Here is a 14,557-nt window from a genome sequence, read left to right on the forward strand (position 1 = left end):
GTCGTGACTAGCGTGAAGGGCGATGCGCGACAGACTCTGCTCCAAGGTCGGCTGCGCCCGTGAGGCGACGTCGACACTGACCTTCGATTACGGCGACCAGATGGCGGCCCTCGGGCCGCTCGGGCGGACCGGCGATCCCCACGCGCACGATCTCTGCGCGATCCACACCGAGCGGATGTCGGTGCCCAAGGGCTGGGTCGTCGTCCGGCACGAGACGCTGCGCGTCTGACCGCCCGCCTGCGGCGCCGGCGTGAAGCAGGGGCGTGGGAGAATGGGGCAATGGCCACTCCCATCGTCGCCGCCGCGCCCGCGGCATCCGATTCGTCCGCCGCCACCGTCGACGGGGCCCGCTCGAGCGAATACTCCGTCGCCGACCTGTCGCTCGCACCGGCCGGGCGCCACCAGATCCGACTCGCCGAGAACGAGATGCCCGGTCTCATGGCGCTCCGAGAGGAATTCGGTCCGTCGCAGCCGCTGCGCGGTGCCCGCATCGCCGGGTCGCTGCACATGACGGTGCAGACCGCGGTCCTGATCGAGACCCTCGTGGCCCTCGGCGCCCAGGTGCGCTGGGCCAGCTGCAACATCTTCTCCACGCAGGACGAAGCGGCCGCCGCGGTCGTCGTCGGTCCGACCGGCACGGTCGACCAGCCCGCCGGAGTGCCGGTGTTCGCGTGGAAGGGCGAGACGCTCGAGGAGTACTGGGCGTGCACCGACCGCATCTTCGACTGGTCGGCAGAGGGCGCTCCGGGGCCGAATCTCATCCTCGACGACGGCGGCGACGCCACGCTCCTCGTCCACAGGGGCGTCCAGTTCGAGAAGGCAGGCGCGGTGCCCGATGCGGACGAGGGCGTCTCGGCGGAGTACCGCATCGTCCTCGAGACGCTTCGCCGGAGCCTCGCGCGCGATCCGCAGCGCTTCACCCGCATGGCCGCCGACCTCCTCGGCGTCACCGAGGAGACGACCACGGGCGTCCACCGTCTCTACGAGCTCGCCGCCGCGGGGACCCTCCTCTTTCCCGCGATCAACGTCAACGACTCGGTGACGAAGTCGAAGTTCGACAACGTCTACGGCATCCGCCACTCGCTGCCCGACGGGCTGAACCGCGCCACCGACGTGCTCATCGGGGGCAAGGTCGCCTTCGTCGCCGGGTACGGGGATGTCGGAAAGGGGGCCGCCGAGGCGCTGCGCGGCCAGGGGGCCCGCGTGATCGTCGGAGAGATCGATCCGATCTGCGCGCTGCAGGCTGCGATGGACGGCTTCCAGGTGGCGCGGCTGGAGTCGGTGCTCGAGCAGGTCGACATCGTGGTGACGGGGACAGGGAACACCGGCGTCGTCACCGTCGATCACCTCCTGGGGCTCAAGCACCTCGCGATCGTGGCGAACGTCGGTCATTTCGACGACGAGATCGACATGGCGGGCCTGGAGTCGCTCGCCGGCGCGGAGCGTGTCGAGATCAAGCCGCAGGTGCACGAGTGGCGTCTGCCGAACGGTCGCAGCGTCCTCATCCTCAGCGAGGGACGCCTGATGAACCTCGGCAACGCCACGGGTCATCCGTCCTTCGTCATGAGCGCGTCGTTCACCAACCAGGTGCTCGCTCAGCTGGAGCTGTACACGCGCCGCGAGGAGTACCCGACCGGTGTCTACGTGCTCCCGAAGGCGCTGGACGAGAAGGTCGCGCGTCTGCACCTTTCTGCGCTCGGCGTCGAACTCACCGAGCTCTCACCGACGCAGGCGGCCTACATCGGCGTGCCGGTCGAGGGTCCGTACAAGCTCGATCACTACCGGTACTGAGGCGCGGAAGCACCTACGGCGCAGGTCTGCGGAGGCGTCGGCCGGCGGAGCGGGTCAGCGCTCGGGGAAGCCGCGCGGTGCCGCGGTCTCACCCGCGGTGAGGGCCGCCACGCGTCGCGCCTCCAGCGCGAGGGCGCGGTACTCGCGGTCGCGGCGGATGCTCGCCACTGCGCGCAGAAGGGTCTCGGGATCGGTGGGCGGCAGCGGCGAGACGTGCGCGGCCACCTCGTTCGCCAGCGACACCGCGACGCGCGTGCGGGCGGCCGGTTCGAGGTTCACCGCATTGCGGACGAACTGCGCGATGCGCCGGGCGAGCGGATCGGGCAGGCGAGCGACATCCGCGATGGTCGCCCAGCCCTCGAGCGCCGGCGGCATGCCGGGAGCCGGGGCCGGCAGACGCGGAGTGCGGGTGCGCTCGGCGTAGGTGCCGGCCAGCAGATCGCCCAGCCGCTGCGAACGCGGAGTGAAGGCGCCCACGATGGCGGCGAGGGCCCCGACGGTGAACCAGATCTCCAGGACGCCGACGAGGGCGCGGATGAACGCCTGCCGGAAGCCGGAGGCGCCGCCGTCGCTGCGGACGATGCGCCCGCCGACGGCGAGCTTGCCGACGCTGCGGCCGCGCGTGGCGGTCTCCACCACCGTGGGGAGGACGACGAGCACGGTCACGATGACCGCGATGGTGAGGATCGGGGTCACGACCGGGTCGAGGGCGCCCGAGGCGGTGAGCCAGCCGGCCGCGATCGCGAACAGGATGAGGATCGCGGCGCCGATGAGGACGTCGATCAGCGTGCCGAGGGCGCGGAGGAAGAAGCCGATCGGCTGCACGTCGAGGGCGACGGCTTCGCCGGTGAGGATCTCGTCCTGGTCGATCTCCACGATCTGCGGACGCGCTGGTGCGCCGCTTCGGGGATCGGTCCCGGCGCGCGGGGGAGACGTGTTCGCCGAGCCGTCGGGGGGCATGACTACAGTGAAACACATGGACCTCGACGCCCTCACCGCTGCGCGGCGGGAGGAGTGGGCGCGACTGGACGAGCTCAGCAGGCGCCGCCGTCTGACCGGGTCGGAGGTCGACGAACTCGTCGACCGCTATCGCGCGGCGTCGGCGGATCTCGCCGAGATCAAGACGACGGCCGGGCGGACGCCCGAGGGCGACCACGTCTCGACGATCCTCGCCCGCGCGCGGCTTCGGCTGACCGGTGGACGAGAGAACCCGCTGCGACAGATCCCCCGGTTCTTCCTGCTGCAGCTGCCCGCGGCCCTGTACCGGCTGCGGTGGACGACGCTGGTGATCGCGCTGTCGTTCATCGCCGTCGGCGCGGTGGTGGCGTTCTGGATCTCCTCCGATCCGGCGCTCGTCGCGACCCTCGGGCCGCAGGCCCAGCTGGAGTACTACGCCGACGAGCAGTTCACCTCGTACTACAGCGAGAACCCTGCCGCCGCCTTCGCCGGGACGGTCTGGACCAACAACGCCTGGATCGCGGCGCAGTGCGTCATGTTCGGCATCACCGGGATCTGGCCCGTGATGGTGCTGGTGCAGAACGCCGTCGCCGTCGGCACGGCCGCCGCGATCATGCTCGCGTTCGACCGGGGCGACGTCTTCATCCTGTTCATCCTCCCCCACGGGCTGCTCGAGCTGACCTGCATCTTCGTCGCCGGTGCGGCGGGGCTCCACATCTTCTGGGCGTGGGTGGCGCCGGGGCGCAGGCCGCGGGCCGAGGCGCTCGCCGCCGCGGGGCGTTCACTCGCGACCGTGGCGATCGGTCTCGTGCTCGCTCTGGCGGTGGCGGGTGTCATCGAGGGTTTCGTCACGGCGCAGCCGTGGCCGTGGGCGGTCAAGATCGGCATCGGCGCGCTGGCGCTCGGCGCGTTCCTCGCCTACATGCTCATCGTCGGCCGCCGCGCCGAGCGACTCGGCGAGACCGGCGACATGACGGAGTTCGAAACCGGCACGCCCACCCTCGTCGCCGGCTGACCCCGCGGCGCGGGCGCCGCGCGCGCGAAGGTGGCGCAGATGGTGGCCTTGGGCGTGTGAAGGTCGCATTCTGCGCCACTTCCATGTCGGGCGGGGGAGTGAAAGGGGCGCAGATGGTGGCCTTGGGCGTGTGAAGGTCGCGATGTGCGTCACTTCGGTTGGCCGGATGGGACCGAGTGACGATGTTGGTCGCGTGGCGGGGCGAGTGGGCGACCATCTGTGCCACCCCGATGGTGTCGGGCTGATCGGGGTGGCGGAAGTGGTCGTCGTGGGGGCGAATGAGCGACCACCTCTGCCCCCCGTGAGAGCCCGGGCGTATGAGGTGGAGGTGTTGGTCAGAGGTCACGGCGAGCGAGCAGGGTTTCTTTTGAATCAATCAAAAGAACACACTAGGGTGGAGACGTGACCTCGCCAGCCGCACCGACCTCCGCCGAGGCGCTCCGCTCGGCGGGGCTGCGAGTCACCGACTCGCGGCGAGCGGTGCTCGATGCTCTCACCGACGCACCGCACTCCAGCGCCGACGAGCTGTACCGACGCGTCGTCCGGAGCATCCCGCAGACCAACCTGCAGTCGGTGTACAACGCCCTGGCCGACTTCGTCGCCGCAGGCGTCGCGCGGCGCATCGAGCCGGCCGGTCACCCGGGGCTGTACGAGCGCCGCGTCGCCGACAACCACCATCACCTGGTCTGCACGTCGTGCGGCGCGGTCGCCGACGTCGACTGCGTCGTCGGCAAGGCGCCCTGTCTTCACCCGTCGTCGGCGCAGGGCTTCGCCGTGCACACCGCCGAGGTGACGTTCTGGGGGCTGTGCGTGGATTGCCGGCCGGGCGGCGCCACGGCCGACACCGGCGCGCCCTCGCCGCTACCCCCGACGACGCAGCGCTGACGCGGCGGGCCCCGGCCCCGCATCCGCGCGCCCGGTGCGCGAAGCCGCCACGTCCATCATCCCCACCCCTGAGGAAGGAAACACATGACGCATCACGACGACGTCACCACCGCCAGCGACATCGACACCGCGACGGGCATCGGCGGCGAGACCGAGGTCGACCAGGCCGTCACGGTCACCGACGAGCCCGAACAGCAGGCGGCCTCCTGCCCCGTGGTGCACACCTCGATACCGCACCCGACCGCGGGATCGGCGAACCGGGTGTGGTGGCCGAACCAGCTGAATGTGCGGATCCTGGCGAAGAACCCCACCGAGCGCGACCCGCTGGGTGCCGACTTCGACTACCGCGCCGCGTTCGAGGCCCTCGATCTGGCCGCGGTGAAGCGCGACATCGCCGAGCTGCTCACCACCTCGCAGGACTGGTGGCCCGCCGACTTCGGTCACTACGGCCCGCTGATGATCCGCATGGCCTGGCACAGCGCCGGCACCTACCGGGTGACCGACGGCCGCGGCGGGGGCGGCGCCGGGCAGCAGCGCTTCGCGCCCCTGAACAGCTGGCCCGACAACGTCAACCTCGACAAGGCACGTCGCCTTCTCTGGCCTGTCAAGAAGAAGTACGGCCAGAGCATCTCATGGGCCGATCTCATGATCCTCGCCGGCAACGTCGCGCTCGAAGACATGGGCTTCCCGACCTTCGGCTTCGCCGGCGGCCGCGCCGACGTGTGGGAGCCCGACGATGACGTGTACTGGGGCGCCGAGACCGAGTGGATGGGCAGCGACAAGCGCTTCTCATCCGAGGGGCGCCAGCTCGACAAGCCGCTGGGTGCGACCCACATGGGGCTCATCTACGTCAACCCCGAGGGCCCGGAGGGACACCCCGACCCGATCGCCGCGGCGCACGACATCCGGCAGACCTTCGCCCGCATGGCGATGAACGACGAGGAGACCGTCGCGCTCATCGCCGGCGGCCACACGTTCGGCAAGACCCACGGTGCGGCGCCGGACTCGGCGCTCTCCGACAACCCCGAGGCCTCTCCGCTGGAGGAGCAGGGGCTCGGGTGGCGCAGCTCCCACGCCAGTGGCAAGGGCGATGACACCATCACCTCGGGCCTGGAGGTCACCTGGACCTACCACCCCACCCGCTGGGACAACGAGTTCTTCCACATCCTGTTCGCCTACGAGTGGGAGCTGATGAAGAGCCCGGCGGGCGCCCACCAGTGGCGTCCGAAGAACGGTGCCGGGGCAGACATGGTGCCCCTGGCCCACGACGGCTCGAAGCGGCGCGAACCGCGCATGCTCACCACCGACCTGGCGCTACGCATGGACCCCGAGTACGAGAAGATCTCGCGGCGGTTCCTGGAGAGCCCCGAGGCCTTCGCCGACGCGTTCGCCCGTGCCTGGTTCAAGCTGACCCACCGCGACATGGGTCCGCGCGACCGGTACCTGGGCGCCGAGGTTCCCGAGGAAGTGCTGCTGTGGCAGGACCCGGTGCCGGCGGTCGACCACGAGCTCATCGACGCCGCCGACGCGGCCGCGCTGAAGAGCGAGATCCTCGCTTCGGGCCTCTCGGTCTCGCAGCTGGTCAGCACCACGTGGGCGGCGGCATCGACCTTCCGTGGCAGCGACAAGCGCGGCGGCGTCAACGGCGCGCGCATTCGCCTCGCCCCGCAGAAGGACTGGGCCGTGAACAACCCCGCGCAGCTCGCAGAGGTGCTCTCCGTGCTCGAGGGCATCCAGCGGCGTTTCAACGAGTCGCAGACCGGCGGCACGCGCGTCTCGCTCGCCGACCTGCTCGTCCTCGCCGGCAACGCCGGCGTGGAGAAGGCCGCGGCCGAGACCGGGATCACCGTCGAGGTGCCCTTCCGTCCCGGGCGCACCGACGCCACGCAGGAGATGACCGACGCCGACTCGTTCGCGTGGCTCGAGCCCGTCGCCGACGGCTTCCGCAACTACTACGGATCCGACGCGACGCTCCCCGCCGAGTACCACCTGCTCGACCGTGCGAACCTCCTCACCCTCACCGCACCCGAGATGACGGTGCTCGTCGGGGGCCTGCGGGTGCTCGGCGCGAACTGGGACGGCTCGGACCACGGTGTCTTCACCGACCGGCCCGGCGTGCTCACGAACGACTTCTTCGTGAACCTGCTCGACCTGGGGGTCACCTGGAAGCCGCTCGACCCGGGCTCGCACGCTTTCCAGGGACGCCGTGACGGCAGCGGCGAGTCGGTCGGCATCGGCACACGCGTCGACCTCGTGTTCGGCTCGAACTCCGAGCTGCGCGCGCTCGCCGAGGTGTATGCCGGCGACGACGCGACCGAGAAGTTCGTGCGCGACTTCGTCGCCGCCTGGACCAAGGTCACCGAGCTCGACCGCTTCGACCTCGTCTGACGGCCGCGGCGGGGCATCCGTCGCAGGCAGCGGGCCCGCTCTCTTCACAGAGGGCGGGCCCGTGCTCGTTCCACAGGAGGACGGAGAGCGGATGACGCGGGCCGGCGTCAGCGCGTCCGGGCCTCCTTCTGCGCCGGCGGCGCGGGCGTCTTCTCGAACAGCGCGCGGTGCAGGAAGCCCGCGAGGAGGCCTCCGAGGATCGGGAACACGATGAAGACCCACAGCTGCAGGAACGGCTCGGCTCCGCCGTAGACGGCGGTCGCGATCGAGCGTGCGGGGTTGACGGAGGTGTTGTCGATCGGGATCGTCGCGAGGTGGATGAGGGTGAGGGTCAGCCCGATGGCGAGCCCGGCGAAGCCCGCGGTGCCGCGCTGCGGGTGGGTGACCCCGAGGATCACGATGACGAAGATCGCGGTGAAGAGCACCTCGGCGATGATCGCGGCACCGAGGCCGAACCCGCCGGGGGAGAGCTCGCCGAAGCCGTTGCTGGCGAAACCACCGTCCTGGGCCTGCGCGAGCCAGTCGCCGGGGCCGAACAGGCCGATGAGCACGATCAGCGTCGTTCCGACGAGTCCGCCGACGACCTGCGCGATGAGGTAGGCGGGCACGTCGCGCCAGGCGAAGCGCCCGGCGGCGGCGAGGCCCAGCGTGACGGCGGGGTTGAAGTGACCCCCCGAGATCGGGCCGAAGGCGTAGATGCCGGCGATGAGCGTCAGGCCGAACGCCAGGGAGACGCCGACGAACCCGATGCCGAGCGAGGTGCCGTTCTCGCTCGCGCCGAGATCGGCGGCGAAGAGCGCCGCCGAGATTGCGCCGAAGACGAGGAGGAAGGTGCCCAGCGCCTCTGCCACCAGCCTGGTGCTCGTCGAGGGCGTGGCATCGAGCGCAGCGGGGTCGAGCCGCGCCGGAGGTGATGCGTCCGGCATGTCGGTTTCCTTTCGTCGCGCCGAGCGTAGCGTCGGACGGGGGCGGCGCGTGGCCGCACACGCGGCTCAGCCGCGGGCTGGCACTGCGCCCCGAGGTATGCCGCGTCAGCGGCCGGTCACAGCCGTCCCGCGGCCTTCAGGGCGAGGTAGCGGTCGGCGACGGCGGGCGGCAGATCGTCGGGCGAGGCGGCGATCGACTCCGCGCCGGCACGACGGACAGCGGCGGCGACCCGCTCGGCGTCGCGCGCCGCGCGCGCGTGGGCGGCCTGCCGGTACAGCTCGTCGGCGTCGGGCCGCAGATCCGGGTGCACCGGGTCGTCGGTGACCGAGGCCACCACGACGCGGGTTCGCGCGGTCAGCGCCGGAAGCGACCCGAGGAACCCGCGGGCGGCCTCGGGGGCGTCCTGTGCGGTCAGCAGCACCACCAGCGAGGGGCGAGAGGTGAGGCGTCGCACCTGCGCGATCGCCGCGTCCCAGTCGGTGTCGATCAGCTGCGGGTCCACCGGAGCCATCGCGTCGACCAGGGCGGGGAGGAGACCGGGGCCGTCGACCCCGGTCACCCGGGCCCGCACGAGCCGATCGAACATCAGCAGGTGCACGTGGTCGCCCGCCCGCGAAGCGAGGGCCGACAGCAGGAGGGCGGCCTCCATCGCCGCATCCATCCGCACCCCGTCTCCGACGCGCGCGGCAGCGGTACGGCCGGTGTCGATGATGATGACCACGTGCCGGTCGCGCTCGGGTCGCCAGGTGCGGAGCATGGTCGTCCCGGCACGAGCGGTCGCCCGCCAGTCGATGGAGCGCACGTCGTCGCCGCGCACGTACTCGCGAAGGCTGTCGAACTCGGTGCCCTGCCCGCGGACCTGGACGCTGGTGTTGCCGTCGAGTTCGCGCAGTCGCGCCAGGCGCGAGGGGAGGTGACGCCGAGAGGTGAAGGGCGGAAGGATCCGCAGCGCTCCCGGGGCGTCGAGGCGCCGCTGGCGGCCCGCGAGTCCCAGGGGGCCGGCGCTGCGCACCACGAGGAAGTCCGTGCGCAGCTCACCGCGCCGGCGGGGGAGGAGCGGCACCCGCACCCGGCGGGATTCGCCGGGCGGGATCTCGACGGCGATGCGCTCGAGCGGTGCCCCGGCCGTCGGCTGCCACGCATCGCGCACCCGACCCCGGATCGTCCGCGCACCGGCGTTGCGGAGCGTCACGCCCGTCTCCACCTGCTGTCCGAGGAGGCTTCTTCGAGGGATGTCGCGGACGACGTCGAGCTGCCGCGGATCGGGTGTGGCCGCGGCATCCCCGAGGGCCAGCGCGAGCGACAGCAGCGCCCAGGCGAGCATCGCCAGCCACGCGTCGACACCGGCGATCGAGAGGAGCACGACCGGCACCACGCCGAGACCGACGAAGAGGGGAAGGCGCCCGGTGACGTACACGCTCAGACCGGCACGCGCGTCTGCTGCACCACCGCGGTGAGCACGGCGTCGACAGACACGCCCTCGAGCTCGGCGTCGGGGCGCAGCCGGATCCGGTGCCGCCAGGTGGGGACGAGCAGGGTCTGAACGTGGTCGGGGGTGATCGCGGGGTAGCCGCCGAGCCAGGCCCAGGCCTTGGCCGCCGCGAGGAGCGCGGTGGTCGCCCGGGGGCTCACTCCCAGCTGCACCGACGGGCTCTGGCGGGTCGCCTGCGCGAGGTCGACGACGTACCCCAGCACATCGTCGGTGACCGTCACCCGTGCAGCGGCGTGCTGCGCTGCGACGATCTCTGCGGGATCGACGACGCGGTCGAGGCCTGCGGCCCCGAGGTCGCGCGGGTCGAACCCTTCCGCATGGCGCCGGAGCACGGCCAGCTCCGCATCGCGCGGGGGCAGATCGACGATCAGCTTCAGCAGGAAGCGGTCGAGCTGGGCCTCGGGGAGGGTGTAGGTGCCCTCCTGCTCGATCGGATTCTGCGTCGCGGCGACGAGGAACGGCGACGGCAGCGGCCGGGTCACGCCGTCGGAGGAGACCTGGCGCTCCTCCATCGCCTCCAGGAGCGCCGCCTGGGTCTTCGGCGGGGTGCGGTTGATCTCATCGGCGAGCACGATGTTGCTGAACACCGGGCCGGGGCGGAACTCGAATTCGCCGGTGCGCGCGTCGTAGACGAGCGAGCCCGACACGTCGCCGGGCATGAGGTCGGGGGTGAACTGGATGCGCTTGGTGTCAAGGCCCAGCGCGGTGCTGAACGATCGCACCAGCAGCGTCTTCGCGACCCCGGGCACGCCTTCGAGCAGCACGTGACCACGGGCGAGGAGGGCGATGAGGAGGCCGGTGACCGTGCCGTCCTGGCCGATCACGGCCTTTCCGACCTCGCTGCGCACCCGGTGCATCGCGTCTCGGAGCGCCGCGTCGTCGGGCGCCGCTGCGCCAGAGGTGCCCTCGGTGGTGTCGGGGTGATCGGTCATGGGCGGTTCCTTTCGGGACGAACAGCGTCGCGGAGGGCTGCTTCGAGTTCGCGCAGGCGCGAGGCGATGACGGTGAGCTGGGCGTCGTCGGCCGGGACATCGTCGAGGAGGATGCCGCGGACGACGCGCCGGTCGGCGGAGAGCCGTTCGGCGGCGGCGTCGGAGATCTCGTCGGCCGCGGCGTTCGGGCCGAGGCCGAGGAGCCGGGCCAGGCGGCGCAGCGCCGCGATGCGGAGATCATCGGCGGCGTGTGCGGCATCCCGGGTCTGGGCGTACAGGCGGGCGCGGCCCTCGGCGGTCTCCGCGGCGCGGACCGTGACCGGGAGGCGCTCGCGCACGAGCGGCCCGAACCGGCGGCCGCGCCAGATCGCGGCGGCCGCGGCGGCGAGGAATAGGAGAGTGATCGCGGGGCTCACCCACGGGGGAGTGGACTCGCCGAGCGAGGGGTCGGTGTTCTCCAGGTCGGTGTCGCCGAGCATCGGGTCGTACCAGACCACGAGCGGATGCCGCGCGAAGAGGTTCACGCCGAGGGCGGCGTTGCCGTCGTCTGCCAGCACCTCGTTGACGAGGACCGCGCGAGCGTCGATGGCCGCGACCCGGCGCCCGTCGGCATCGGCGACGACGAGGCCCGCCTGCCCGTCCGCGGTGAGGTAACAGCCTTCGGCGCCTTCTCCGGCGTCGAAGACCGCGCCCGGGACCACCGGGCCCGACCGCTCGGCGTCGGCGAGGTCGCACTGAGGGTCGAGCAGCGCATCGGCACGTGCGCCGATCGTCGTACCAGGCAGGAAGAGGCGCAGCGTGCGGGAGCGGGGGTCGATGAGCACGATATCGGCGGCGGGATCGGCGAGGTCGATGAGTCCCTCGTCGGAGAGGGCCGGTGTGTCGGGAAGCACGAGCGTCGATCCCGTGGAGGCCTCGTCGAGCGCGCGGGCCACGTCGGCGCGGCTGCGAGCGACCTCGACCTCGACGCCCTGATCGCGCAGCACCTCCACCAGCGCACGGGTTCCGGTCGGGCCGGCCGACTCCGGATCGAGGGCGTCGCGCTGCGCCCACTCGCCGATTCCAGCCAGAAGCGCGCCGATGCTGCCGACGGCGAGGAGGGCGATGGCCAGCGCGATCCAGCCGCCGATCCGCCGTCGTCGCGAGGTGGGCGGCGGGGCGACGGAGGCGCGGGCCTCGGTGCGAGGCGGAGAGGCGGTCATCCGCTCATTCCCGTGCGAACGGGGGTGGCCGGCCTCGCGGCGATCAGCTGCTCGTCGAGGCGGCTGAGCTGCTCGTAGTCGCCGCGAGAGCCGGGTCGGCGCAGGTAGCGGACATCATCGAACGCGGAGGCGCCCGCCTCGAGATCGGCTGCGGAACTCGGGAAGACACGTCCGGCCGAGCGGGCGAACGCATGCACCGTGGCGCCGGGCGGCGTGCTGACGACACCGCGCTCGGCGAGACCGCGCGCGAGCGCGCGGAAGCGCAGGATGAGGGCCTCGTCCCAATCCCCGGCGGCGGCGGCGGATGCCGCGGCGCGGCGCAGATCGTCGGCGGAGCGCTCGTCGGAGTCGCCGAAGAGGGTGGCCACCGGCGCCGCTGCACGACGACGTGCGCGGGGAAGACCCCACACCAGGACGGCGACGATGATCAGCGCAGCCACCGCGATCGCGGCGACGAGGGCGAAGGTCGACCCGAGGCCGCCGGAGACGTCGGTGGAGAAGAGTCGGCCGAGGAACTCCCCGATGGCGCGGGCGATGCGGTCGAAGGCCGTCGGCTCCGCCTCGGCGTAGACCGGATTCGACAGCTCCCGCTCCGCCCACTCCCGCGCCTCGTCGCCGTCAGGGGTGACGGGCGTCGCGACGAGCATCCGCGCGACGCCGGAGATCACGGTGCGTCGCGGTCGGCGTCGTCGGGGCCGGGCCTGTCACCGGGTGCTGCCCAGCTCGTCGGCGGTGCGGCCGGCGGCGCCGGGGGGCCGGCCGGCGGGGAGTATCCCGGCGGTGGGCCGTACCCGGGCGGCGGGCCGTAGCCCGGCGAAGCAGGGGCTCCCTGAGGTGGGGGCGGCGGGCCGTAGCCCTGCGGCGCGGGATAGCCCGGTGGCGGGCCGTAGCCCTGCGGAGCCGGGTACGCGGGGGAGGCCTGCGCGGGAGGTCGCGGCGCCATCGAACGGCCGATGTGCAGGCGGTAGGGGTCGGGAAGGTCGGCCCGTCCGGCGTCGCGCTGCTCCACGTAGCTCTGCAGATCGAGGTCGAGGCCCTCTCGGCGCATCCGGCAGTCGATGTAGACCAGCGCCGACGCGGTGGACTGCACCACGACGGCGACAGCCTGGATGAGAAGGGTCACGACCTGCGTGAGGATGAGCCCGAAGATGAGGGCCACGATCGCGCCCGGCTCGGGGTCGCCCGTGGGGGAGATGATCGTGGAGACGCCGCTCGTGAGGAGGCTGAACGGCACGCTCACCACCTGCGCGAGCACCGAGAAGGTGAGGGAGACCAGCACGAGCACCCCGAGACCCACCCAGAATCTGCCGCGGATGAGGGTCCACGACCGCACGACGGCCCCTCGGATGGTGGCGTGCTCGAGGATGATCGCGGAAGGCGCGAGCATGAGCTTGGTCGAGAGCCACAGCACGAGTGGGATCGCCGCCAGCACGGCCAGCACGGTCAGGACGATGGCGACGGGGAGAACCGCGAATCCGATGGCGACGAGCACGAGCACCACGAGGGTCACGGCGACGATGCCGGCGGCCGCGAGCAGGAAGGCGTAGCCGATCAGGCGCCACACCACGGGCTTCAGCTGGGCCCAGATCGCACCCAGGCTCGGCTTCTCGGCGACGGCACCTCGGGCGACCTCGGTCACCACCACGCCCTGGACGATGACGCCGACGGCGCCGGCGACCAGACCCAGGACGATCCCGGCGACCACGACGAGGGCGATCGACCCGGCCAGCACCGTGTCGAACTCCTCCGACCCCGGCCGCAGGGTGTCCAGGCGTGAGAACGCGCCGATGGCGATGGCGCCGATGGCGACGATCACCACGATGTAGGTGACGGCCTGGATGCCCAGGGCGAATCCGAGCAGCACCTTCGGGTTGTGCCGGAGCGCCGTGAACGACCTGCCGAGGATCGTTCCGAACGTCAGAGGGTGCAGGGGAATGATGCCGGGCCGGAATGCCGGCGTCCACGCCGGATACGACGTCACGGGGCGGTCCTCCTCGCGTCTGCGGCCATGCGGTCGCGGTCGCGCCGCACCGGTTCCATCGTGTCATACCGGCGCGCGGCGGCCTCCTGACTCCCTGCTGATGCTCGGTGCACCTCCAGGCGCCGTCGACTAGTGTGGCTCAGAGCGTTCGACACCCGTGGCGTCTCACCGAGCCCGACCGGACCCGAAGGACGAAAGACCCGATGACATCACGGATCCTGGTTGTCGACGACGACACCGCTCTGGCAGAGATGATCGGGATCGTGCTGCGCACGGAGGGTTTCGAGCCCGCCTTCTGCGCTGACGGTGCTCGCGCGGTCGAGGCGTGGCGCGAGGAGCGGCCCGACCTCGTGCTGCTGGACCTCATGCTCCCCGGCATGGACGGCATCGAGGTGTGCACGCGCATCCGGGCCGAATCCGGCATCCCGATCATCATGCTCACCGCACGCACCGACACCGCCGACGTCGTGCGAGGGCTCGAATCGGGAGCAGACGATTACATCGTCAAGCCCTTCAATCCCAAGGAGCTCGTCGCCCGGATCCGCACCCGATTGCGACCGGCCTCCCAGACGACCCCCGATGTGCTGCGCATCGGCGACCTCACCGTCGACGTCTCGGCGCACGAGGTGAGGCGCGGTGAGGACCCGATCGCGCTGACGCCCCTGGAGTTCGAGCTGCTCGTGGCTCTCGCCTCCAAGCCCCAGCAGGTGTTCTCGCGCGAGATGCTGCTCGAGCAGGTGTGGGGCTACCACTACAAGGCCGACACGCGCCTGGTCAACGTCCACGTGCAGCGCCTCCGAGCCAAGGTCGAGCGCGACCCCGACAACCCGCGGATCGTGACCACCGTCCGCGGCGTCGGCTATCGCGCGGGCGCCGTGGCGTGACGGTCTGACATGAGGGCCCCATGACGACCGGCTCGGATCCCCGCACGGTGACGAGCTCGGCGCCGACGGCCGGGACGGCGACGGGTTCCACCGCGATCGGCCG

13 protein-coding genes are annotated in these 14,557 nt (G+C 71.8%); 6 read left to right on the forward strand and 7 right to left on the reverse strand.

From position 1 onward, the window contains the following. Nucleotides 1-22 precede the first annotated feature (22 nt). Both QSU92_RS14370 and ahcY read left to right on the forward strand, forming a co-directional pair. Nucleotides 23-229 carry a DUF3499 family protein gene (locus tag QSU92_RS14370; RefSeq protein ID WP_124292740.1) on the forward strand — a complete coding sequence of 69 codons (207 nt, stop codon included), beginning with the start codon at nt 23-25 and terminating at the stop codon, nt 227-229. Nucleotides 230-279: 50 nt separating this feature from the next. Beyond that, nucleotides 280-1,791, forward strand: a complete 1,512-nt coding sequence (gene ahcY, locus QSU92_RS14375) for an adenosylhomocysteinase (RefSeq protein ID WP_289262832.1) — start codon at nt 280-282, stop codon at nt 1,789-1,791. A gap of 54 nt (nt 1,792-1,845) precedes the next feature. Here the strand turns inward: ahcY and QSU92_RS14380 are convergent, their stop codons facing one another. After that, on the reverse strand, nt 1,846-2,751 hold the full coding sequence (locus tag QSU92_RS14380; protein ID WP_289262834.1) for an RDD family protein: 906 nt from the start codon (nt 2,749-2,751) through the stop codon (nt 1,846-1,848). 16 nt (nt 2,752-2,767) lie between these two features. Here QSU92_RS14380 and QSU92_RS14385 point away from each other — a divergent pair, with 16 nt between their 5' ends. The 3 genes from QSU92_RS14385 (at nt 2,768) to katG (ending at nt 7,036) form a co-directional block, all read left to right on the forward strand. Beyond that, on the forward strand, nt 2,768-3,763 hold the full coding sequence (locus QSU92_RS14385; RefSeq protein ID WP_289262836.1) for a stage II sporulation protein M: 996 nt from the start codon (nt 2,768-2,770) through the stop codon (nt 3,761-3,763). A 402-nt stretch (nt 3,764-4,165) separates the two neighbouring features. Next, nucleotides 4,166-4,648, forward strand: coding sequence for a Fur family transcriptional regulator (locus tag QSU92_RS14390; RefSeq protein WP_289262838.1), 483 nt, complete (start codon nt 4,166-4,168; stop codon nt 4,646-4,648). Nucleotides 4,649-4,732: 84 nt separating this feature from the next. Next, nucleotides 4,733-7,036, forward strand: a complete 2,304-nt coding sequence (gene katG / locus QSU92_RS14395) for a catalase/peroxidase HPI (RefSeq protein ID WP_289262840.1) — start codon at nt 4,733-4,735, stop codon at nt 7,034-7,036. A gap of 107 nt (nt 7,037-7,143) precedes the next feature. Here the strand turns inward: katG and aqpZ are convergent, their stop codons facing one another. From aqpZ to QSU92_RS14425, 6 genes are all read right to left on the reverse strand, one after another. Next, entirely contained in the window at nt 7,144-7,962 is an 819-nt protein-coding gene (aqpZ, locus tag QSU92_RS14400) for an aquaporin Z (protein WP_289262842.1), read from the reverse strand. 116 nt (nt 7,963-8,078) lie between these two features. After that, nucleotides 8,079-9,380 (reverse strand): DUF58 domain-containing protein, encoded by a 1,302-nt coding sequence (locus QSU92_RS14405; protein ID WP_289262845.1) that lies wholly within the window; start codon nt 9,378-9,380, stop codon nt 8,079-8,081. Between the two features lie 2 nt (nt 9,381-9,382). Beyond that, entirely contained in the window at nt 9,383-10,387 is a 1,005-nt protein-coding gene (locus QSU92_RS14410; protein ID WP_422880383.1) for an AAA family ATPase, read from the reverse strand. Then, a complete protein-coding gene (locus QSU92_RS14415; RefSeq protein WP_289262847.1) occupies nt 10,384-11,589 on the reverse strand; it encodes a DUF4350 domain-containing protein in 1,206 nt (401 codons plus the stop codon). Before QSU92_RS14415 ends, QSU92_RS14410 begins: the two co-directional genes overlap by 4 nt. After that, nucleotides 11,586-12,257: a DUF4129 domain-containing protein gene (locus QSU92_RS14420; protein WP_289262849.1), complete on the reverse strand. Its 672-nt coding sequence runs from the start codon at nt 12,255-12,257 to the stop codon at nt 11,586-11,588. The genes QSU92_RS14415 and QSU92_RS14420 overlap by 4 nt, the downstream gene beginning before the upstream one ends. Further along, nucleotides 12,254-13,570 (reverse strand): glycerophosphoryl diester phosphodiesterase membrane domain-containing protein, encoded by a 1,317-nt coding sequence (locus QSU92_RS14425; RefSeq protein ID WP_289262851.1) that lies wholly within the window; start codon nt 13,568-13,570, stop codon nt 12,254-12,256. Before QSU92_RS14425 ends, QSU92_RS14420 begins: the two co-directional genes overlap by 4 nt. 203 nt (nt 13,571-13,773) lie before the next feature. Here QSU92_RS14425 and mtrA point away from each other — a divergent pair, with 203 nt between their 5' ends. Further along, nucleotides 13,774-14,454, forward strand: a complete 681-nt coding sequence (mtrA, locus tag QSU92_RS14430) for an MtrAB system response regulator MtrA (RefSeq protein ID WP_289262853.1) — start codon at nt 13,774-13,776, stop codon at nt 14,452-14,454. Nucleotides 14,455-14,557: the final 103 nt, after the last annotated feature.

The organism is Microbacterium sp. ET2, from assembly GCF_030347395.1.
GTDB classification, from domain to species: Bacteria; Actinomycetota; Actinomycetes; order Actinomycetales; family Microbacteriaceae; genus Microbacterium; species Microbacterium albipurpureum.

Excerpts from the sequence above, each read along its gene's own strand:
- QSU92_RS14380 (WP_289262834.1), bottom strand. The coding sequence starts at position 2,751 with ATGCCCCCCGACGGCTCGGCGAACACGTCTCCCCCGCGCGCCGGGACC.
- QSU92_RS14385 (WP_289262836.1), top strand. The coding sequence starts at position 2,768 with ATGGACCTCGACGCCCTCACCGCTGCGCGGCGGGAGGAGTGGGCGCGA.
- QSU92_RS14410 (WP_422880383.1), bottom strand. The coding sequence starts at position 10,387 with ATGACCGATCACCCCGACACCACCGAGGGCACCTCTGGCGCAGCGGCG.
- QSU92_RS14370 (WP_124292740.1), top strand. The coding sequence starts at position 23 with ATGCGCGACAGACTCTGCTCCAAGGTCGGCTGCGCCCGTGAGGCGACG.
- aqpZ (WP_289262842.1), bottom strand. The coding sequence starts at position 7,962 with ATGCCGGACGCATCACCTCCGGCGCGGCTCGACCCCGCTGCGCTCGAT.
- QSU92_RS14415 (WP_289262847.1), bottom strand. The coding sequence starts at position 11,589 with ATGACCGCCTCTCCGCCTCGCACCGAGGCCCGCGCCTCCGTCGCCCCG.
- ahcY (WP_289262832.1), top strand. The coding sequence starts at position 280 with ATGGCCACTCCCATCGTCGCCGCCGCGCCCGCGGCATCCGATTCGTCC.
- katG (WP_289262840.1), top strand. The coding sequence starts at position 4,733 with ATGACGCATCACGACGACGTCACCACCGCCAGCGACATCGACACCGCG.
- mtrA (WP_289262853.1), top strand. The coding sequence starts at position 13,774 with ATGACATCACGGATCCTGGTTGTCGACGACGACACCGCTCTGGCAGAG.